Genomic DNA, 19,915 nt, shown 5'->3' with positions numbered 1-19,915 from the left:
CGCCATGGCCGTCACCGCAACACCCCCCGCCACCCGTCCGTCGGCGGCCACGTCCCGGACCGGTGCGGTCGCGGTGACGGCCGCCCTGGTGCTTCTCGTCACGGTTCTCGCCGTCGTCGACCTCACCCAGGGCACCGCCGCTGTCGGCGCCGCCGAGGTGGTCAAGGCGCTCACCGGCCGGGCCGACCCGGCCGACGCGTCCGTCGTCGTCGCCTCCCGGCTGCCCCGGATGACCGCCGGGCTCCTCGTCGGTGCCGTCCTCGGCATGGCCGGAGCGGCCCTCCAGGCCGTCAGCCGCAACGTCCTCGCCTCGCCCGACACCCTTGCCGTCAACGCCGGTTCGTACCTCGCCCTGGGCCTGGTCGCCGCCACCGGTGTCTCCCTGCCGCTGCTCGCCTCCTCCGGGATCGCCTTCGCCGGCGGCCTCGCGGCGGCGGCCGTGGTCCTCGGCCTGTCCGGCCTGGGCGCCGGCACCGTACGGCTCGTCCTCGCGGGCAGCGCCCTCACCCTCGGCCTCACCGCCGTCACCGAGGGCCTGCTCCTGCTGTTCCCCCAGCAGACCGAGGGCCTCTACCAGTGGAACCAGGGCAGCATCGCCCAGAACGGCTTCGGCGGAGTGCTCCAGATGGCCCCCGTCGCCGCCGTCGGACTGCTCGGACTGCTGCTCCTCGCCCGCCGCGTCGACGCCCTCGCCCTCGGCGACGACGCCGCCCGCGGTGTCGGCGTGCCCGTGCGGTCCACCCGTGTCACCACCGTCGTGCTCGCCGCGCTGCTCTCCACGGCCGCCGTCACCCTCGCCGGGCCCATCGGCTTCGTCGGACTGTGCGCCCCGGCCCTGGTCCGCCCGCTCGCCCGCAGGTTCCGCGCGTTCACCCGGACCCGCTCCACCCTGCCGGTGGTGGCCCTCACCGGAGCGGCCCTGGTGCTCGGCTCCGACGTGCTGCTGCGCGCCGTCGTACCGGCGGACACCGCCGTCGCCGTGCCCACCGGAGTCGTCACCAGCGTCGTGGGCGCCGTCTTCCTGATCGTCATGGCCACGAAGGTCCGTGACACGTCCTCGGCCACCGCACCCGACCACCTGCGCATCAGGAGCCGGACCGTCTTCCTCGTCACCACGGCCGTGCTGGTGGCCGTGCTCGCCGGCGTGACCATCGCCGCCGTACTGCTCGGCGACAGCAAGCTCCTGCTGGGCGACGTGCTGAACTGGGCGCAGGGACGGGCCGGCCGGGCCATCACCTTCGTCCTGGACACCCGGGTGCCCCGGGTGCTGGCCGCGCTGCTCGCGGGCGGGGCACTCGCCCTCGCCGGCACACTCGTCCAGGCCGTCACCCGCAACCCGCTCGCCGAGCCCGGCGTCCTGGGTGTGTCCGGCGGTGCGGCACTCGGTGCGGTGCTCCTCGTGACGACCGTGCCGTCCGTCGGCTCATGGAGCGTGGCCGCAGCGGCGTTCGCGGGTGCCGCGCTCGCCTCGCTGCTCGTCTTCGGACTGGCCGCGCGGGGCGGCTTCCAGCAGAACCGGCTGGTGCTCGTCGGGTTCGGCGTCGCCACCGGCACGGCCGCGCTGATCAGCCTTCTCATCATCCTCACCGACCCGTTCAACGCCACCAAGGCGCTTACCTGGCTGTCGGGTTCGACCTACGGGCGGACGCTGCCCGACGTGGCCCCGCTCGCCGCCGTCCTGGCCGTCGGGCTGGTGATCGCCGTGCTGCGGCGGACGGAACTCGACCTCGTCTCGCTCGACGAGGACACCCCGAAGCTCCTCGGTCTCGACCTGGGGCGCGCGCGCCTCGGCCTGCTCTGCGTCGCCGTCCTGCTCAGCGGCACCGCCGTCGCCGCCGCCGGCACGATCGGCTTCGTCGGCCTGGTGGCGCCCCACGCCGCCCGGGCCCTCGTGGGCCGTCAGCACGTACGGGTGGTGCCGGTCGCGGTGCTGCTCGGCGCCGTCCTCGTGTGCACCGCCGACCTGGTGGGCCGCACCGTCATCGCACCGGCCCAACTCGGCGCCGGCCTCATGACGGCGGTCATCGGCACGCCGTACTTCCTCCATCTGCTCGTACAAAGCCGCCGCTAGGGCCTGGCCTTCGGAGCATCGTTCGGATCATCCCGGCGTCGCGGGGGACTGGAAAGCACCCCCACCCCACAGCCGGGCTGATCCGAACGACAGGGCTCCGGCCCCTACTTGCCGGGTGGTGTCACCAGATGGTCCACCAGCCGTGCCAGAGCCGACTGGGGGACGGTGTCGGTCTCCGTGCTGCCGCTCTGCCTCCAGGCCGGGTTCGAGTCCGATGAATGTGATCCAGAGCTGTCGTTGACACCCTGGAGAATGCCGAAGTCGAGGGGGCCGTCGTCGGCCGAGGCGGGAACGGCGGCCAGGAGCAGGGCCGCACCGGCGAGCGCGGCGGAAGCGATCATCTTCATGCCGGGCTCAACGAGCAGGCCGTCGGTGAGATGTCCTGTTACGCACCTTTGGTGGAGTGTGCGGCAGGCGGGGGATCACCGGATCACCACCCGGTGAGCAGCAGATGGTTGACGAGCAGCGCCGTCAGCACCTGGGCCGTGAGCCAGCCACGAGGGCGTGGGAGGAACGCGCACGCCGGGAGCAGCCACAGCGCGAAGGGGAGCCAGATGCGTTCCGTCTCCGCCTTGCTCATCCCCGACAGGTCGGCGACCAGCAGGGCGAGAAGGGCGGCGGCGACGAGGAACGCCAGCCGGACGTCGGCACGCGACCCGGCGCCCCGCCCGACCGCCCCGGCGCCCCGCCCGACCAGCACGGCGCCCGTCCGCCGCAGCCCCGCCACCGTCGCCACGCCGGTCATGAGCACGGCGCAGGCCAGGTTGGCCCACACCCAGTAGCCGTAGGGACGGATGCCGCCCACGCCTTGGTGGTAGCGCGTGACCAGCAGCTGGTACGCCTCCCACCAGTTGAACCCGGCGAACGTGAACGCCGCCGGGACCACGGCCAGTCCGGCCGACAGCGTCACCAGGAGGGCGGGACGCCCGCGGATCGCGTGCCTGCCGAGGACCAGGACCGCCGCTCCGAGCAGAGCGAACAGCGTGAGGCCGTACGACAGATAGCAGAGCAGGCCGAACGACAGCCCGGACGCGCCCGCCCACCACAAGGACCGCCCCGTGACCGCCAGAGCCAGGAACGCCACCGCCCACGCCGCCACCGCCGCGAAGTACGCGTCGGCCGAGGTGCCCATCCACACGGCGGCCGGGGCCAGTACGAGGAAAGGGGCCGCCCGGCGGGCGAGTGCCTCGTCGGCCAGGGCGCGGACCGCGACCAGTACCGCCGCGCAGGCCGTCGCCCCGACGACGATGCACCACGCCCCGGCCCAGCCTCCGCCCCGCAGCCCGATCCGGTCGAGCAGCACGAAGGTGAGGGGGGCGGCCGGCGGATGCCCGGCCACATGCGCGGGCCAGTGGTCGGGGGAGCCGAGCAGGATGTGCCCGGTGAAGTCCCGCAGGGCCGCAGGAATGTCGTGGAACCGGTCGATGACCTGGAGGTACTCGTGCCTCTGGGTGAGTCTGCTCGCGATGCCCCGGTGCCAGCCGTCGGCCAGGGCCAGGGAGAAGATCCACGCCGTCGCCGCTCCCCACGACAGCGGCAGCAGGGCCCGCCAGGGAAGACGGGCCGCGAGGGAGGGGCCGTACGCCACCGTCGCGATCGCCACCAGGACGGCCGCCGGAGTGCCGGGTCCCAGGTGGGGGTCCCAGGACGCCAGCACCGGGGGCCAGTCGACGAACAGCGTGTCGCTGGTGTCCTGGATGCGGCGGCCGACCAGCGCGGAAGCCGTCACCAGCAGCACGGCGGCCCCGGCGGCGTACAGATCACGGCGCGGGCCGCGCGGCTCGCGGGTCGGGGCCGGGGAAGGCTGGATGTCGATCACACCCGCACGCTAGGCCGTGCGGCCGGTCGCGGGCCGCCGTCCGGGCTCGATGTCAGCGTTTCGTCATGGGTCTCGCACCCTTTCGCGGGGTGGTCGCGGCCTACCGTCGGTTCATGCGAGACGATCCACACCGGCCACGCGTACCGCGGCTCCCCACGTCCCCCGGCTTCTGGCGCAGCCCGCTGCGCGGCCCCTGGTTCACCTCGGTGCTGGGCCTGGTCCTGCTCATCGGCATCACCGTGCTGTTCGTGACGGGACTCGTCTCGTACGCCGCCTACAACCCGGACCTTTCGCCGGTGAACGACAAGACCCCGGACAAGGGGATCCTCGGCTTCTACCTCTTCGCCTGGCCGACGAACCCGCACTGGCTGTACCGCCTGAACCAGGGCGTCCATGTCACCCTCGGCGTCACCCTGATCCCCGTACTGCTCGCCAAGCTGTGGTCCGTCGTGCCGAGGCTGTTCGCCCTGCCGCCGGCCCGCTCGCTCGCCCACGCCCTGGAACGGATCTCGCTGCTGCTCCTGGTCGGCGGCGGGCTCTTCGAGTTCGTGACCGGCGTGCTCAACGTCCAGCTCGACTACGTCTTCCCGGGCTCCTTCTACACCCTGCACTTCTACGGCGCCTGGGTGTTCCTCGCGGCCTTCGCGGCCCATGTGGTGCTGAAGCTGCCCACGGCGCTGCGCAATCTGCGGCAGCTGCGGGAGGAGAAGAACGACCTGGTCTCCCCCCGGCCCGCCGACCCGACGGTCTCCCGGCGCGGCGCACTGTGGTTCGTCGGGGGCGGTTCGCTGCTGCTGTTCGCGACGACGGCGGGGCAGAACTTCGACGGTCCGCTGCGGCGCACCGCCCTGCTCGCCCCGCACGGCGGCGCGGAACCCGGCAGCGGCCCGAACGGCTTCCAGATCAACAAGACCGCCCAGTACGCCGGGATCGACCCGGCGGAGACCGGCGAGGCGGCCTGGCAACTCGTCGTGACGGGACGCACCGGCACCGTCCGCCTCAGCCGTGCCGAGCTCGCCGGACTACCCCTGCACAGCTCGGCGTTGCCCATCGCCTGCGTGGAGGGCTGGTCCACGTCGGACCAGTGGTGGCGGGGGGTCCGGCTGCGCGACCTCGCGGCCCTCGTCGGCTATGAGGACGACCCGCCGGACGTGTTCGTCGAGTCCCTCCAGCGGCGCGGCGCGTTCCGCAAGGCCGCCCTGCGCGCCAACCAGGTCGCCGACCCGCGCTCCCTGCTCGCCCTCTACGTCAACGGCGAGGACCTGTCCCCCGACCACGGCCACCCGGCCCGGATCATCGTGCCCGCGGCGCCCGGTGTGCTGAACACCAAGTGGGTGGCCCGGATGACGTTCGGAGACCTGTGATGCGCCCACCGAGGCTCCCCGTCGGAAGCCCCTTCCAGCTGCTTCTGCTCGCCTGCTCGTTCGCCCTGGCCGCCTACGCGGGGGTGCGGCTGCTCGAGGACGACTGGCTGGGCGTGACACTGTGGTTGGTGGGCGCGGCACTGCTGCACGACCTCGTGCTGCTGCCCCTGTACGCGGCCCTGGACAGGGCGATGGTCCAGGGACTCGGCGCGGTGCGGCGCCCGGAGTGGGTGATGTACGTGCGCGTACCGGCGGCCCTCTCCGGGCTGCTCCTGCTCGTATGGTTCCCGCTGATCAGCGGCATGGTCGAGCAACGCTACCGGTCCGGAACCGGCCTGCCGCCCGAGGTGTTCCTCCCCCGCTGGCTGCTGATCACCGCCATTCTCTTCGGCGGCTCGGCGCTGCTGCTGACGCTGCGGCGGCTGCGGTCGGCGCGGTTGCGCAGGGCGGCGAAGCCCCGTCCGCCCGCCGTCCACTGACCCGCCCGCTCCCAGCCCCGGGCGTGCCTCAGCAGCGCGCGCGTGCCGAGCCGCGCCCAGGGGAAGGGATCGCCGATGGCGGCCCGGGCATCGGTGATGCGCACGCGCACACGCTCGTCGACGTCCACCGGGGCGGTCTCGGCGATCAGCAGACCGCCGGGGCGCAGCAGCCCGGCCACCCGGTCCAGCAGGGCACGGGGGTCGCCGCCGATACCGACGTTGCCGTCCATCAGCAGCACGGTGTCCCAACGGGCCTCGCCGGGCAGCGGTTCGAAGACCGACCGCCGCAGGGCTTGCCCGCCGAGTCGCAGGGTGTGCGCGACGGCCGCCTCGCTGACGTCGATCCCGAGGGCGGCCCGCCCCTGTGCGGCGAGCTCCGCCACCAGCCGCCCCGGCCCGCACCCCACGTCGAGCACGGCCCCCTCGCACCGGTCCAGGACCTCCCGGTCGACCGAGTCGGCCCGCGCGCACCAGCGTTCCACGTCCAGCGGCAGCAGCCAGCCGTCGGCGCGGCGCAGGAACAGCGGACCGTGCCCGGCGCGCAGGGCGGCGTCGTAGGGGTCGGCGGTGGCCCAGGCCACGTCGGTGGCGGGTGGCGCGCTCATCGCGGACCGGCGGGGCGGGAGGCCGGCCGGGCGGTGTGCCGCGTGACCGCCGTGCACCGGGCGAGCCGCGCCGCGAAGGAACCGTGCGGAGCCAGCGCGGCGACCGCGTGGGCGTCGGCGGCCGTGTCGACGTCGCGCAGGCACGGCAGATCGCGCACGCGCAGGCCCGCGGCGATCAGCCGCTCCCGCTGCACCGCTCCCGTCGCCGGCGTCGACATGGGCACGCCCCGCACCAGTTCGGGGTCGGGACGGGCCAGGCCGAGCGCCCAGAAGCCACCGTCCGCCGCCGGACCGAACCAGGCGTCGCAATCGGCGAAGTCCACCGTGAGCAGCTCCGGCGTCACCTGCGGGGTGTCCATGCCGATGAGCAGGGCGGGACCGGCACAGTGCGCGAAGGCGTCCGCCAGCCGCGCGTCCAGCCCGCCCGCACACTGGCGTACGACGTCGAAGCCGGGCGGCAGCCAGGGGCCGGGGGTGCCGTCGAGCACCAGCACACGGCGGTCCGCGGGCGTGGACGCCACGGTGCGCAGGGTGTCCACCAGGGCCGCCTCGGCCAGCTCCGCCGCCTGTCCGGGCGTGAACGGCGGTGTGAGCCGGGTCTTGACCCGGCCCGGCCGCGGCTCCTTGGCGATGACGAGGAGCGTGGTCACCGGGTGGCCCTCCCGTCGGCCAGTACGCGGCTCATGTCGTGTACCGCCTGCCAGGTACCGCGCCAGGTGCCCGTCACCTTCGACGCCCCGGCACGGGGCAGATAGGGCACGTCGTGCTCGGTGATCCGCCAGCCGGCGTCGGCCGCGCGGACGACCATCTGGAGCGGATAGCCGCTGCGCCGGTCGGTGAGGCCGAGGGCGAGCAGCGGTTCGCGGCGGGCGGCACGCAGAGGGCCGAGATCGTGCAGGCGCAGCCCGGTACGGCGGCGCAGCATCCGGGCGAGGGCGAGGTTGCCGGCCCTGGCGTGCGCCGGCCACGCCCGCCGGGTCTGCGGACGCCGCCGCCCCAGCACCAGGTCGGCGCCGCCGTCGCGGACCTCACGTACGAAGGGCACGAGGAGCGAGGGGTCGAGGGAGGCGTCGCAGTCGCAGAAGCACACCACGTCGGCGGTGGCTGCGGTCAGCCCGGCATGGCAGGCGGCGCCGAAGCCGCGCCGTGGCTCGTGCACCACGGTCGCGCCCCATGCGCTCGCGACCTGGGCCGAGCCGTCCGTGGAACCGTTGTCGACGACGAGTGCGCGCCAGCCCGGCGGAATCCGTTCGAGCACCCAGGGCAGGGCCTCGGCCTCGTTCAGGCAGGGCAGCACCACGTCGACGTCGGAAGGTGTCGTCGTCACGGCATTCACCCTACGAAGGAGAATCGGGCAAAACGGGCCACCGCTCCTTACGAAACACGGACGTCGGAGGCCAGGGCGGTACTCGGCCACCCACGGCCGGCGCCGCGGTGCCAGGCTGGGGGTATGCAGCAACAGCCGTACGAGCCCCTGCGGGCACAAGCCACCGGCGGACCGCCGCGGATCCTGGTCGTCGACGACGACCCGACCGTCGCCGAGGTCGTCGCCGGATACCTGGACCGCGCCGGCTACGCCGTCGATCGTGCCGCCGACGGTCCGGCGGCCCTGAGCCGCGCCGCCGCCCACTGGCCGGACCTGGTCGTGCTCGACCTGATGCTGCCCGGCATGGACGGTCTGGAGGTGTGCCGCCGGATGCGTGGCCACGGCCCGGTTCCGGTGATCATGCTCACCGCGCGCGGCGACGAGGACGACCGCATCCTGGGGCTGGAGGTCGGCGCCGACGACTACGTCACCAAGCCCTTCAGCCCCCGCGAACTCGTGCTGCGCGTGGAGTCCGTACTGCGCCGCAGCGGGCCCGTCACCGGACAGCCGCGACTGGGGGCGGCCGGCCTGACCGTCGACCCGGCGGCCCGCCGAGCCACCAAGAACGGCGCCGAACTCTCCCTCACCCTCCGGGAGTTCGACCTGCTGTCCTTCTTTCTGCGCCACCCCGGCCAGGCGTTCAGCCGTGAGGATCTGATGCGTGAGGTGTGGGGGTGGGACTTCGGTGACCTGTCGACCGTCACCGTCCACGTCCGCCGGCTGCGCGGCAAGGTCGAGGACGACCCGGCCCGGCCCCACCTGATCCAGACCGTATGGGGCGTGGGCTACCGTTTCGATCCCGGTGCGGCCGGGGGCGAGGAGGACCGGCATGCGTGACACCCTCCTGATCGCCCTGTACGCCTTCGCCGGCGCCGCCGTCACCGGGCTGGCCGGAGCGGGCGTACTGCGCCTGATCCGGCGCCGTTCGCTCACGGCCTCCCTGGGCGTGGTCGCGGCGGTCGGGGTCGTCGCGATGCTCGCGGGCACGCTCGCCGTCGCCTGGGCGATGTTCCTGTCGCCGCACGACCTGAGCGTCGTCACGACCGTCGTCGCCATGGCGGCCGTCGTCTCTCTCGCCACCGCGCTGGTCCTGGGCCGCTGGGTCGTCGCCCGCAGCCGTGAACTGGCCGTGGCCGCCCGCTCCTTCGGCGACGGCGGCAGCTTCTCGGCACCCGACGGCCCGGCGACCGCGGAACTGGAGTATCTGAGCCGCGAGTTGGCCGCCACCAGCGCCAGGCTCGCCGAATCCCGGGAGCGTGAACGCGCGCTGGAGACCTCCCGCCGCGAGCTCGTGGCCTGGATCTCGCACGACCTGCGCACCCCACTGGCCGGCCTGCGCGCCATGTCCGAGGCGCTGGAGGACGGTGTCGCCGCCGACCCCGACCGCTATCTGAAACAGATCCGCACCGAGGTCGAACGCCTCGACGGCATGGTCGGCGACCTCTTCGAACTCTCCCGCATCCACGCCGGCACGCTCCCCCTCACGCCCACCCGGATCTCCCTGTACGACCTGGTCGGCGACGCGCTCGCGGGAGCGGACCCGCTCGCCCGGGAACACGGGGTGCGGCTGGTGGGCGGCCTCGTCGAGCCGGTGCCCGTGCGGGTGGACGGCAAGGAGATGAGCCGGGTGCTGGGCAACCTCCTGGTCAACGCCATCCGCCGGACCCCGGCCGACGGCACGGTCGCCGTGGCCGCGGAGCGCTCCCCCGAGGGCGTCGTGCTGTCCGTGACGGACGCCTGCGGCGGCATCCCCGAAGAGGACCTGCCGCGCGTCTTCGACACCGGCTGGCGCGGCACGCACGCGCGTACGCCCCCGGCCGGCGCGGGCCTCGGCCTCGCCATCGTCCAGGGCATCGTGGAGGCGCACCAGGGCCGGGCCACCGTACGCAACATCCCCGGCGGCTGCCGTTTCGAGGTGGTGCTGCCCGCCGCGGCTTCCTGAACGCGGGCAGCACCACCGGTCCCGGGATGCGCGGCTATGCCCCGCGCATCCCGGCCCGCGCGAACTCCTCCATGCCCTCCGCGAACCCGACCTGAGGCTTCCACCCCAGCTCCTCCCGCAGCCGCGAGGAGTCCGCGGTGATGTGCCGTACGTCCCCGAGCCGGTACTCGCCGGTGACGACCGGCTCCGGCCCGCCGTACGCCGCGGCCAGCGCCCGCGCCATCCCGCCGACGGTGTGCGGGACCCCGCTGCCGGTGTTGTACGCCGTGAGCGCGCCCGGGGCGGGCTCCGCCTCCAGCGCCACCGCGTTGGCCGCCGCCACGTCACGGACGTGCACGAAGTCCCTGCGCTGCCGTCCGTCCTCGAACACGCGCGGTGCCTCGCCGCGGGCGAGCGCCGAGCGGAAGAACGAGGCGACACCGGCGTACGGGGTGTCGCGGGGCATCCCCGGCCCGTACACGTTGTGGTAGCGCAGCGACACCGCGGACCCGCCGGTGCAACGGGCCCAGGCCGCGGCCAGATGCTCCTGCGCCAGCTTGGTCGTCGCGTACACGTTCCGGGGGTCGACCGTGGCGTCCTCGCCGACCAGACCGGGGAACAGGGTGTCCCCACAGGCCGGGCAGACGGGCTCGAAGCGACCCGCGTCGAGGTCGCCGACCGCTCGCGGACCGGGCCGTACGACCCCATGCCGCGGACATACGTACCGGCCCTCCCCGTAGACGACCATCGACCCGGCGAGTACGAGCCGGCGTACGCCGGCCCGCGCCATCTCGGCCAGCAGCACGGCCGTGCCCAGGTCGTTGTGCGAGACGTAGTCGGCCGCGTCGGCGACCCCGTTGCCGAGGCCGACCATCGCCGCCTGGTGGCACACGGCGTCCACGCCGGACAGGGCGCGGGCCACGGCTGCCGGGTCCCGCACGTCGGCGAGGGGATCGCGCCGCATGTCGAACACGATCGCCTCGTGCCCCCGCTCCCGCAGGGCGGTGACCACATGGAACCCGATGAACCCGGCACCGCCGGTGACCAGTACGCGCATACGGGAACGCTAGGCCCGCAACGGCGTGGCACCACGGGACCGCGCCCGCACGTCATGACTCCGTAAGGCGTAAGGCCGGCCCCGAACAGGGACAAACCAGACCCGGCGCGGGACGCTGCCTCCATGACGACCTCTCCCGGCACCGACACGCCGTACCGCTTCGAGGATCTGACCGCCCTCTACATCAACTGCACTCTCAAGCCGTCCCCGCAGCTCAGCCACACCGAGGGTCTGATCGGCAAGAGCCGGTCGATCATGGACTCCGCGGGCGTGACCACCGAACTGATCCGTGCCGTCGACCACGACATCGCGCCCGGCGTACACCCCGACATGACCGAGCACGGCTTCGTCACGGACGCCTGGCCGGCGCTGTACGAGAAGGTGATGGCCGCCGACATCCTGGTCCTGGCGGGCCCGATCTGGCTGGGCGACAACAGCTCGGTCACCAAGAAGGTCATCGAGCGCCTCTACGCCTGCTCGTCGCTGCTCAACCCCCAGGGCCAGTACGCCTACTACGGCCGCGTCGGCGGCTGCCTCATCACCGGCAACGAGGACGGCGTCAAGCACTGTGCGATGAACGTCCTCTACAGCCTCCAGCACCTCGGCTACACGATCCCCCCGCAGGCGGACGCCGGCTGGATCGGCGCGGCCGGCCCCGGACCGTCGTACCTGGACCCGGACTCGGGCGGTCCGGAGAACGACTTCACCAACCGCAACACCAGCTTCATGGCCTGGAACCTCATGCACCTCGCGGCCCTGCTCAAGAGGAGCGGAGGGGTGCCCGCGCACGGCAACCAGCGCTCCCAGTGGGACGCGGGCTGCCGCCCGGGCGCGGACAACCCCGAGCACCGCTGACAAGTCCCCGGACACGTAATGGTTTCGTCATCCGCCGGATCGGCCCGGACGGCCGCTTCGTCAGTTCAATGGACGGAAACGAAACATTCCCAGGAGGTGGGCGCAATGGGGCGGGTGCGGAGCGCGCTGGTCAGGCCGTGGGCGATGGGCGTGCTGATACTGGCGGTCGCCGGGGCCGGCTTCGGCCTCTACTGGTTCCAGCCGTGGAAGCTGTGGCAGGACGTGACCGTGCGGGAGGCGTCGCCCGTCACCGCGAACCAGCCGAGGCCGTCGGCCGACGCTTCCCCCGCGCCCGCCCCGGCCGGACCGCGCACCCTGGCGAGCGGCGAGCTGATCAGCCACGAGCACGCCACATCGGGGACGGTGAAGCTGCTGCGCCTGTCCGACGGCAGCCATGTCGTGCGCCTGGAGGACCTCGACACCAGCAATGGCCCCGACCTGCGGGTGTGGCTGACCGACGCCCCGGTGAAACAGGGCACCGCCGGCTGGCGCGTGTTCGACGACGGGAAACACATCAGCCTCGGCAAACTCAAGGGCAACAAGGGCAGCCAGAACTACGCCGTACCCGAGGACGCCGAGCTGACCCGCTACAGCAGCCTCACCATCTGGTGCGACCGCTTCGACGTATCCTTCGGCGCCGCGGAGCTGACTCGTACCTGATGGTGCCTTCAGCTCCACCTTCGCCCTCGGGTGCTCCTTCGCGAACGGCTCGCCCAGCGTCTCGGGTGAAGGGCACCTGGGTGAAGCGGACGCCTGTCGCGTCCCGCAGGGCGTTGGCGGAGGCGGGGGCGACCGGGTTGAACGGGCTCACGCTCGTCGACTTGGCGCCGAGCGGGCCGATCGCGTCGGCGGTCTCCATGAAGTGGACCTCGGTGCGCGGGACGTCGGCGTACTGGGGGAGCCGGTAGCGGCGGAAGGCGGCCGTCTCGACCTCGCCGCGCTGGTCGACGCGGACGTGCTCGAAGAGGGTGGCGCCCAGTGCCTGGGCGACGCACATCGAGCACTTCACAGGCCGCGACCTGTCCCGCCTCGCCGACCGCCTCGACCTGTGGGCGGCACTGCTGTGCCGGTCGTGACAGCGGCGGGGACGAGGGGACGCGGGGCGAATGGCGTGAGCGGGAGCGGAGCCGATCCGAAGGCTGTCACCCTTGCGGACCGTATGTGTCCGCAAGCCTGGCTAGCGTGAGGGGTATGACGAAGCGGAGCTCGACCAACCGGACCACGACGCGGCGCGGCGACAGGGCGACGGCAGCGACCGGCCCCGTCCTCGGCGCTCGCGCCCTCAACCGCGCCACCCTCGAACGGCAGCTGCTGCTGCGCCGCTCGCCGCTGTCCGCTCTTGAGGCCGTGGAGCATCTGGTCGGCCTCCAGGCCCAGGAGGTCAAGCCGCCCTACTACGCGCTCGCCGCCCGCCTCGACGGCTTCACGACCGAGGAGCTGTCCGGGCTGCTCGCCGACCGCGCGGTCGTCCGCCTCGTCACCATGCGCTCGACGATCCATATGCACACCGCCGACGACAGCCTGACTCTGCGTCCGCTGGTCCAGCCCGCCCGGGACCGTGAGATCAACTACTTCCGCAGGGGCCTCGTCGGCGTCGACCTGGACCGCCTCGCCGTCCTCTCCCGTGAACTCGTCGAGGCCGAGCCCCGCACCATGAAGCAGTTGCGCGAGGCCCTCGGCGCCGAATGGCCCGACGCCGACCCGCAGTCCCTGGCCATCGCCGCCCGCTGCAGCCTTCCGCTCGTCCAGGTCACCCCGCGCGGAATGTGGGGCCGCAGCGCCCAGGTCACCCTCACCACCGCCGAGCACTGGCTGGGCCGCCCCGCCGAACCGGCCGCCGACACCGACGCCACCGTCCTGCGGTACCTGGCCGCCTTCGGGCCGGCCTCCGTGAAGGACATGCAGACCTGGTCCGGGCTGACCCGGATGCGCGCGGCCTTCGAACGCCTCCGCCCCCAACTCCTCACCTTCCGCGACGAGAACGGCGTCGAACTCTTCGACCTCCCCGACGCCCCGCGCCCCGACCCGGACACGCCGGCGCCGCCCCGCTTCCTCCCCGAGTTCGACAACGTCCTCCTCTCCCACGCCGACCGCACCCGGGTGATCCCGCCCGCGAACCGGGGCCGCACCTGGCAGGCGAACACCTTCTACTGCCCGCTCCTCGTCGACGGCTTCCTCTCGGGTGTCTGGCGCATCCTCGGCGACGCCCTGGTCATCGAGCCGTTCATCGAACTCACCAAGGCCCAGCGGACCGAGGTGACTGAGGAGGCGGAGCGGATGCTGAGCGTGGTGCATCCGCAGACGCCGTACGACATCCGCTTCGGGACCGTCATCGCGTAGGCGGGACCGGCATCGCCCAGCCGCGGTCTTCGGGCCGCAGGCCCGGCAGTCGGACCGCTGGGCCCGGTGTCAGTCGGCCCGCCCCGTCACCGCGACCGTCACCCCGAGCCCGATCATCGTGCATCCGCCGGCTCCGCCTATCAGCGACAGCCGGCGGTCGGAGCGGGCGAACCAGGAGCGGGCCGTGGACGCGGTCAGACCCCACAGGGTGTCCGTGACGAGGCCGATGGTGATCGGGACCAGGCCCAACAGCAGCATCTGAAGAGGCACACTGCCCGCCGAGTGGTCCACGAACTGGGGGAGCACGGCAGCGAAGAACACCACGCCCTTCGGGTTGGTGACACCGACCAGTGCGCCGTCGAGGACCGTACGCAGATCACCGCGCGACCGTCCCGCGGACTGCGCCCGGATCGCCGACGCCTTCAGCTCCTTGCGATGCCGGAACGCCTGTATGCCGAGGTGGACGAGATAGGCGGCGCCGGCCAGCTTCACCGTCAGATAGACGGCGACGGAACGCTCCACCAGTGAGCCGACCCCCACCGCGACCGCGACCACCAGCAGATACGAGCCGACCACATTGCCGAGCGCGGTCGCCACCGCCGTGCGGCGGCCGTGGGCCAGGGCACGGCCGATGACGAACAGGACGCTCGGGCCCGGAATCACGATCACCAGCACCGACATCGCCGCGAAGGCCAGCAGACGGTCCCCGGTCACCATGCCCCTCACCCCCGGCCGTTGCTCACCACATCCGGACACCCATTGAAACAGCCCCCACTGACAAGGGGAGGGCCCGGGGAAGGCCGGGACATGGATAGGGGGCGTTGCGGGCCGCTCGTGGAGGCCCGCAACGCCCCCCGGTCTTTCACCCGAGATGTGCTCGGGAGACCTGTGGGTGCCGCTCCCGGTTACGACTCGACCTGTGCGGTCACCTCGTCCGAGAAGGTGGTCAGCCGGGTGTAGACACCCGGGTAACCGGCCTGGGCGCAGCCTTCGCCCCAGGACGTTATTCCTGCCAGGACGCCCCCGATGAGCAGGGGACCGCCGCTGTCGCCCTGGCAGGTGTCGACGCCACCGGACGTGCGTCCGGCGCAGACCATGTCGGACTTGACGAAGTCCGAGCCGTAGGAGCTCGCACAACTGGAGTCGGCGACCACCGGCACGGTCGCCGTGCGCAGCCGGTTGGAGGAGCTGCCGCCGGAGGAGGTCGTGCCCCAGCCGATGATGCGGGCGGTGGCACCGGTCGCGTACACACCGGTGTCCGAGGGGTCGACGTACGAGGCCGGCTTGTACGGCATCGAGGTCGACAGGGTCAGCACGGCGACGTCGTCGCCCTCGGTGGCGGTCGTGTAGTCCGGGTGGACCCAGATGTCGCTGACCCGGCTGACCGTGCCGTTCGTCCCGTTGCGGTAGGTGCGTCCGCCGACGACCCGGACGCTGCTCGTGGTCTCGCCGACCATGCAGTGGGCGGCGGTGACGACCTTGTTCGCGGAGACTAGGGTTCCGCCGCAGAACTGGCTCTGCGAGGCGTCCGTGATCTGCATCATGAACGGGTACGCGGTGGTCGTGGTCGTCGTGCCGCCCACGATGCGCGTGGAGGACGCCTCAGCGGTGGGGGCGCTGAGCAGCGCCGCCGCGGCGGCAGCAGCGGTCGCCGCGACGGCAGCGGCCTGTCTGGCACGGGTGAGCCCGAACATGAGACTCCTCATTGGGGATTGCCGGTGGGGGTCGCGCGGGTGTGGGGGGTTGTGCACGGGGGCGCGGGACCGGCCTCCGTGTGCCCGGCGAGCGGCACGTCCCCCAAGTTAGGTCGCGCAACTTGGCCTTCCCAATGAGGGAACCCCCTAAGGGAGTTGGGCAGGGAAAACCCTCGGTCGTGTCAGGTCAAACCTCCACCGACCGACCAGGACGGGTGAACTCGCGCCGCCGGCCGACGACCTGGCCACCGCCCGACACCCCTCGGGTCAGCCCTCGCGGCACGGGAACAGCCCCCCCGCCGCACCGCGAACAGCCCCCGACCGCGCCGCGAAGAGCCCCCCGCATCACGGCGTACGGCGCGCCGCCGCCAGTCTGACGATGTCGACCCTCGACCGGATCCCGAGTTTGCGGTAGACGCGAGTGAGCGTCGCCTCGACCGTCTTGACGCTGATGAACAGCCGGGTGGCGATCTCCCGGTTGGTCGCGCCCTCCATGACGAGCGCGGCCACCTGACGCTCCATCGAGGCGAGCCCGTCCAGCCCGTCGAGGCCGTCCGGCGCGGAGGCGGGGGTGGGGACCGCCCGCGCGCGGCGCGTCTGCGCGGCCGACTCGACCTGCCGCAGCCACGGCAGCGCCCGGCACCGGCGGAACAGCCGGGCCGCCTCGTCGTGCGCCGCCTGCCCCGCGGCACCCGTACGCAACTGGGCCAGCGCGAACGCGGCCCGGGCCTCCTCCAGGCCGTAGCCCAGGGCGGCGAGCCGGTCCTGTGCCGACGTCACCTGGGCGAGGGCGGCGTCCTGTTCACCCCGTGCCGCGCGGACCAGCGCCTCGGCCCGGTCCAGGACCGCGAGCACGCACTCCCGGTCCAGCCGCAGCGCCTGCTCGCGGGTGACGGCGATGACGTCCTGCGCCTCCGCGAGCTCACCGCTGCGCACCAGGGCCTCGGCGAGGTCGCCGTGCCAACGGCCGCGGGCCGGGTCGGTGATGCCGAGGCTCTGCTCGATCTCCCGTACCCGGCGCAGCGAACGGACCGCCGCCGCCGCGTCCCCGGCCACCAGCTGGGCATGGCCGAGCGCGGCCAGGGCCCGCGAGGTGTACATCTGGTCGCCGTCCCGCTCGGCGTGCTCCACCGCTTCCCGGGCCAGGGCCAGCGCCCGGTCCAGCTCGCCGCCCGCGGCCTCCGCGAGCGAGGTGAGCACGGCGGAGGCCACCTCGCCGATCCCGGTGTCACGGGCCAGCCGCAGGCTTTCGCGGGCCAGGTCGAGGGCGCGTCCACAGTGCCCGGAGTGCAGTTCGGTCTCGGCGACCCCGCGCAGGAAGTGGACCTCGCTCTCCACCCACCCGTGCCGGCGCACCTCACGCAGCAGCGCGGTCACCGCGGCGCGGGCCTCGGGCAGCTGGTCGCTCATGATCAGCCAGCGGAAACGGGAGTAGCCGGCGCCGTTGTGATGGCAGGCCACCCTCGCGTCCTGGGGTTCCTCGAGCGCCCGCCGGATGGTCGCCGGGGCGTCCGGGTGGCCCATGAGGGTCTCGATCTGCGCCTGGAAGGCCAGCGCCATGAGCTCGGTGTACCGGTCGTCGGCGCGCGCGGCCAGCGCCGCGGCGTACGCGGCCTCCTCCCGCGCCTCGTCGAAGTCGCCCTTCACGAGCACGGCCCGCCAGGTCAGTTGGTAGTGGACCAGGGCGAGCAGCCTCGGATCGTCGCCCGCGTCGGCGAGGGCCTGCGGGAAGATCGCGTCGACCTCCGTCATGGCGTGGCCCGCCGTGTCGATCACGATGATCCAGGCCCGCACCCGGTCCGCGGGCACCGTCGCCCGGTTGAGCACCTCACGCGCGATGTCCCGGGCGAGGTCCAGCTCCCCGGCGGTGATCGCGTCCTCGGCGGCGTCCAGCCGCAGCACCTCCGGGCTCGGCCTGCCGTCCGGCGGGGTGTGCCGGGCGGCGAGCAGGGACAGCTGGGCGGCCACCGAGGGTGCCCCGCGGTCCCGGGCCAGGGCGGCGGCCTCGGCCAGCCGCGCCGCGACCTCGGGGTCGGTGCCGGAGGTCGCGAGCGCCAGATGCCGCGCCCGCTCGATCGGGTCGGAGGCCGCCGTGGACAGCGCGGCGTGCGCGGCCCGGCGCTCCTGCGCGGGCGCCTCCGCGTAGAGCGCGGCGGAGACCATCGGGTGCGCGAACCGTACGGCGGGTTCCTCGGGCTCGGTCGCCAGCAGCCCGAGTTCGGCGGCCTGGGCGGTCTCGGCCTCGGCGTCGGCACGGCCGGCGGCGTGCAGCAGGGCCAGTGTGGGGCGGGCGCCGGCGCTGGCGACCAGCAGGGTGCGGCGGGCCTCCTCGGAGAGCATCTCCAGGCGGTTGAGCACCAGGGCCCGCAGCGAGGTGGGCACCGGCAGGGGTTCGCCGGCCCGGGGCGGGGTGGGGTTCTCGGCGAGGGCACGGCTCAGTTCGAGGGCGAACAGGGCGTTGCCGCCGCTGGTGCGGTGGATGTCCCGGACCGTGGAGCGGGGCAGGCCCGTGAAACCGCGGTTGTCGAGCAGGGCGGACATCTGGGCGCGGGTCAGGGGGCCCAGCCGTACGGCGAGGGTGTCCGGCGGTGCCGCGCGCAGATGACGGTCGTACTCCTGGTCCTCGGTCCGCACCGCGCACAGCATCCGCACGGGGGTGTCGCCCAGGCGGCGGGCGGCGAAGCCGAGGAGTTCGGCGCTGGCGGGATCGAGCCACTGGAGGTCGTCGGCGACGATGAGGACGGGCCCGGTCTCGGCGAGGGCGCGCAGGGCCGACAGCACGGCCAGGCGCAGCGCCAGGCCGTCGCGTTGCAGGGTGGATTCGCCGCGGCCGGTGAGTGCCGCCTCCAGGGCGGTGCGCTGGGCGGCGGGGAGCCGGTCGGACACCTCGTCCAGGACCAGGCCGAGGAGGTCGGCCAGGGCGAGGAAGGGGAGGTGGGATTCGGACTCCGTGGGGGAGCAGCGCAACACGGTGCGGGCCGCCCGGCCGTATTCGGTGGCCAATGCTCGCAGAACCGTCGACTTCCCAATTCCGGCAGGTCCGTGAAGCAGCACGCTGCCGCCCCGCCCGAGCTGCTCTCGCGCCGCGCTGAACAGCTCCTCCCTGCCGATGACCTGGTCGGGGCGGCATCTGGCAGGCTCCTTGAAGTCCCGTCGCACGGTCACCGCTCCCCTCCGTGTGTCGTGTTCGGGCCAATATTAGGCAACAGATCTTTGAAATTCGGACCGACGACGTGGTGAGGCAAATAACAGCCGCGGAGCATGGATGAATTCAGAGTCCGGGTGAATGCATGGATGGTCGTCCAGGTGGGCTGGACCACCGGCCGCCGGCCCGCCCGCCGCGGCCCCGGAGTCCGGCCCTCCCATCCGGCCCCAGGGGGTGTCGGACACCCCCTAGGGCAGCAGTCCGGCCCGGCGCGCCGCCACCACCGCCTCCCCGCGGGTGTGCGTGCCCAGCTTGCGCATCGCCGACCGCAGATAGCCCTTGACCGTCTCGGCCCGCAGCCCCAACCGCTCCGCCGCGGCGGCGTTCGTCGAACCGGCGGCCACGCAGGCGAGGACGTCCAGCTCGCGCGGGGCCAGTGTCACCGCGGCCCCGGGGTGTTCCGACGTCAGCAGGGCGCAGGCCGCTAGGAGCTCCGAGCGCAGCGCGGTGTCGGCGATGCGAGGAGCCAGCGCCCGCAGGGCGGCATGCGCCTCGCGGACCTGTTCCCGGCCGGCGCCCTGCGCGACCGGCGCCGGCTCCGGCAGCGCCGCGTCCAGCAGCCCCCGCACCTCGTCCCGCACCACCAGCGCCTGCTCCACGTCCCGCGCCGCCGCCACGGCCGCCGTCAGCGTGCGGTCGCCCAGCGGCTGGGCCGTGCGCAGGGCGCCGTACAGGACGCCGCGCACCCGGCGCCGTACGACGACCGGGACCGCGAGCACCGAGCACAGCCCCTCGGCGGCGACCGCGGCGTCGTACTCATGGGTGATCTGCCGTGAGCTGGAGTAGTCCGTGACCGCGCACGGACGGGCGAGGGCGACCGCCTTGCCGCCCAGGCCGTTGCCGGTGGTCACCGCGAGGGTGCGCAGGGACTCGGTCGCCGTGCCGTGCAGTTCGCTGATGCGCAGCTGTCTGCGCCCGGGCTCCACCAGGCCGCCGAAGGCGACCGGGAGGCCCGTGGTGCGGCGCAGGCGCACCAGCGCGCGCCTCATGTCCACCGATACGGCCGCGTCCACTGCCACCTGCCCGCCCTTTCACTGCGGCTTCCCGGGAGCACACACCCCCGTTCGGGGGTAGTGAGACCCACGTCACGGATTAGACGATGACACAGAGCCGCCCGGCAAGGTCCGGTCACCAGGAGG

At 73.4% G+C, this 19,915-nt stretch carries 17 protein-coding genes and 1 pseudogene; 7 read left to right on the top strand and 11 right to left on the bottom strand.

What is annotated here, in order from left to right; translation table 11 throughout:
- Window positions 1-4 precede the first annotated feature (4 nt).
- On the top strand, window positions 5-2,071 hold the full coding sequence (locus ACHBTE_RS28540; RefSeq protein ID WP_394727196.1) for an iron ABC transporter permease: 2,067 nt from the start codon (window positions 5-7) through the stop codon (window positions 2,069-2,071).
- A 104-nt stretch (window positions 2,072-2,175) separates the two neighbouring features.
- Here the strand turns inward: ACHBTE_RS28540 and ACHBTE_RS28535 are convergent, their stop codons facing one another.
- Both ACHBTE_RS28535 and ACHBTE_RS28530 read right to left on the bottom strand, forming a co-directional pair.
- On the bottom strand, window positions 2,176-2,418 hold the full coding sequence (locus tag ACHBTE_RS28535) for a hypothetical protein (protein ID WP_394727194.1): 243 nt from the start codon (window positions 2,416-2,418) through the stop codon (window positions 2,176-2,178).
- A gap of 83 nt (window positions 2,419-2,501) precedes the next feature.
- Window positions 2,502-3,890, bottom strand: coding sequence for a hypothetical protein (locus ACHBTE_RS28530; RefSeq protein ID WP_394727192.1), 1,389 nt, complete (start codon window positions 3,888-3,890; stop codon window positions 2,502-2,504).
- Between the two features lie 113 nt (window positions 3,891-4,003).
- Here ACHBTE_RS28530 and ACHBTE_RS28525 point away from each other — a divergent pair, with 113 nt between their 5' ends.
- Entirely contained in the window at window positions 4,004-5,254 is a 1,251-nt protein-coding gene (locus ACHBTE_RS28525) for a molybdopterin-dependent oxidoreductase (protein ID WP_394727190.1), read from the top strand.
- 316 nt (window positions 5,255-5,570) lie between these two features.
- Here the strand turns inward: ACHBTE_RS28525 and ACHBTE_RS28520 are convergent, their stop codons facing one another.
- The 3 genes from ACHBTE_RS28520 to ACHBTE_RS28510 are packed head-to-tail and all read right to left on the bottom strand — an operon-like array spanning window position 5,571 to window position 7,674.
- Window positions 5,571-6,338: a class I SAM-dependent methyltransferase gene (locus ACHBTE_RS28520; protein WP_394727188.1), complete on the bottom strand. Its 768-nt coding sequence runs from the start codon at window positions 6,336-6,338 to the stop codon at window positions 5,571-5,573.
- Window positions 6,335-6,988, bottom strand: coding sequence for a DUF2064 domain-containing protein (locus tag ACHBTE_RS28515; protein WP_394727186.1), 654 nt, complete (start codon window positions 6,986-6,988; stop codon window positions 6,335-6,337). Before ACHBTE_RS28515 ends, ACHBTE_RS28520 begins: the two co-directional genes overlap by 4 nt.
- A complete protein-coding gene (locus tag ACHBTE_RS28510) occupies window positions 6,985-7,674 on the bottom strand; it encodes a glycosyltransferase family 2 protein (RefSeq protein WP_394727184.1) in 690 nt (229 codons plus the stop codon). The genes ACHBTE_RS28515 and ACHBTE_RS28510 overlap by 4 nt, the downstream gene beginning before the upstream one ends.
- Before the next feature lie 114 nt (window positions 7,675-7,788).
- Between ACHBTE_RS28510 and ACHBTE_RS28505 the strand changes: the two genes are divergently transcribed.
- Both ACHBTE_RS28505 and ACHBTE_RS28500 read left to right on the top strand, forming a co-directional pair.
- The gene (locus tag ACHBTE_RS28505; protein WP_394727182.1) at window positions 7,789-8,541 is read left to right on the top strand and encodes a response regulator transcription factor; all 753 of its coding nucleotides are present in this window, start codon (window positions 7,789-7,791) and stop codon (window positions 8,539-8,541) included.
- Window positions 8,534-9,646: a sensor histidine kinase gene (locus tag ACHBTE_RS28500; RefSeq protein WP_394727180.1), complete on the top strand. Its 1,113-nt coding sequence runs from the start codon at window positions 8,534-8,536 to the stop codon at window positions 9,644-9,646. Before ACHBTE_RS28505 ends, ACHBTE_RS28500 begins: the two co-directional genes overlap by 8 nt.
- 34 nt (window positions 9,647-9,680) lie before the next feature.
- Here the strand turns inward: ACHBTE_RS28500 and ACHBTE_RS28495 are convergent, their stop codons facing one another.
- Window positions 9,681-10,682 (bottom strand): NAD-dependent epimerase/dehydratase family protein, encoded by a 1,002-nt coding sequence (locus tag ACHBTE_RS28495; protein ID WP_394727178.1) that lies wholly within the window; start codon window positions 10,680-10,682, stop codon window positions 9,681-9,683.
- A gap of 123 nt (window positions 10,683-10,805) precedes the next feature.
- On the opposite strand from ACHBTE_RS28495, the gene ACHBTE_RS28490 reads away from it, so the two are divergent.
- Together ACHBTE_RS28490 and ACHBTE_RS28485 are read left to right on the top strand one after the other, a co-directional pair.
- Window positions 10,806-11,537 (top strand): flavodoxin family protein, encoded by a 732-nt coding sequence (locus tag ACHBTE_RS28490; RefSeq protein WP_394727176.1) that lies wholly within the window; start codon window positions 10,806-10,808, stop codon window positions 11,535-11,537.
- Between the two features lie 105 nt (window positions 11,538-11,642).
- The gene (locus ACHBTE_RS28485) at window positions 11,643-12,197 is read left to right on the top strand and encodes a DM13 domain-containing protein (RefSeq protein WP_394727174.1); all 555 of its coding nucleotides are present in this window, start codon (window positions 11,643-11,645) and stop codon (window positions 12,195-12,197) included.
- Here the strand turns inward: ACHBTE_RS28485 and ACHBTE_RS28480 are convergent.
- Window positions 12,136-12,528, bottom strand: a pseudogene (locus ACHBTE_RS28480) (hypothetical protein); the annotation flags it as partial. The gene ACHBTE_RS28485 and the pseudogene ACHBTE_RS28480 sit on opposite strands and share 62 nt — an antisense overlap.
- A 200-nt stretch (window positions 12,529-12,728) precedes the next feature.
- Here ACHBTE_RS28480 and ACHBTE_RS28475 point away from each other — a divergent pair.
- Window positions 12,729-13,877, top strand: coding sequence for a winged helix DNA-binding domain-containing protein (locus ACHBTE_RS28475; RefSeq protein WP_394727172.1), 1,149 nt, complete (start codon window positions 12,729-12,731; stop codon window positions 13,875-13,877).
- Between the two features lie 69 nt (window positions 13,878-13,946).
- On the opposite strand, the gene ACHBTE_RS28470 is transcribed toward ACHBTE_RS28475, so the two are convergent.
- From ACHBTE_RS28470 to ACHBTE_RS28455, 4 genes are all read right to left on the bottom strand, one after another.
- Window positions 13,947-14,594, bottom strand: coding sequence for a LysE family translocator (locus tag ACHBTE_RS28470; RefSeq protein ID WP_394727170.1), 648 nt, complete (start codon window positions 14,592-14,594; stop codon window positions 13,947-13,949).
- Between the two features lie 188 nt (window positions 14,595-14,782).
- Window positions 14,783-15,571: a S1 family peptidase gene (locus tag ACHBTE_RS28465; protein WP_394727168.1), complete on the bottom strand. Its 789-nt coding sequence runs from the start codon at window positions 15,569-15,571 to the stop codon at window positions 14,783-14,785.
- A gap of 345 nt (window positions 15,572-15,916) precedes the next feature.
- Complete coding sequence (locus ACHBTE_RS28460; protein ID WP_394727165.1) at window positions 15,917-18,736, bottom strand: ATP-binding protein; 2,820 nt, start codon at window positions 18,734-18,736, stop codon at window positions 15,917-15,919.
- Window positions 18,737-18,964: 228 nt separating this feature from the next.
- Window positions 18,965-19,765 carry a response regulator transcription factor gene (locus tag ACHBTE_RS28455; protein WP_394727293.1) on the bottom strand — a complete coding sequence of 267 codons (801 nt, stop codon included), beginning with the start codon at window positions 19,763-19,765 and terminating at the stop codon, window positions 18,965-18,967.
- Window positions 19,766-19,915 lie beyond the last annotated feature (150 nt).

This window comes from Streptomyces sp. M41 (assembly GCF_043673425.1).
GTDB lineage: Bacteria > Actinomycetota > Actinomycetes > Streptomycetales > Streptomycetaceae > Streptomyces.
This window is presented reverse-complemented; position numbering and strand designations above follow the sequence as displayed.